Genomic DNA, 373 nt, shown 5'->3' on the forward strand with positions numbered 1-373 from the left:
GGTCTCACTTTGCTAAGTGTAGATTGGCAAAGGAGGGAGTGGATTCCATACATCAGCTTAGAGTAGATACTCTTCGATAAACACTTAAACCCATATCGACAAATATTTTCTAATGAGAATTGCTCCAGCGAGACTGGGACATGGGCAGTTCTATTTCGCTTACTCAGTGTCCAAAACTACTGGTGCAGTTGACATCTGGTGATACAGGTGGTTCACACATTAAGTGGCGAACGCGCTTCTTACAACTTCACGTCGCACGCCCCTAAATGATCAGGATAAGAGTTGGACTTCATATCAACCCTTGCAATTTGACATACCTTTCCTTATTCCTAGAGCTTTGACGATGTGGCCAAATTAGCAAATTCATCATAAT

This window comes from Vibrio sp. 1S139, assembly GCF_041439475.1.
In the GTDB taxonomy this organism is placed as follows: Bacteria; Pseudomonadota; Gammaproteobacteria; order Enterobacterales; family Vibrionaceae; genus Vibrio; species Vibrio crassostreae_C.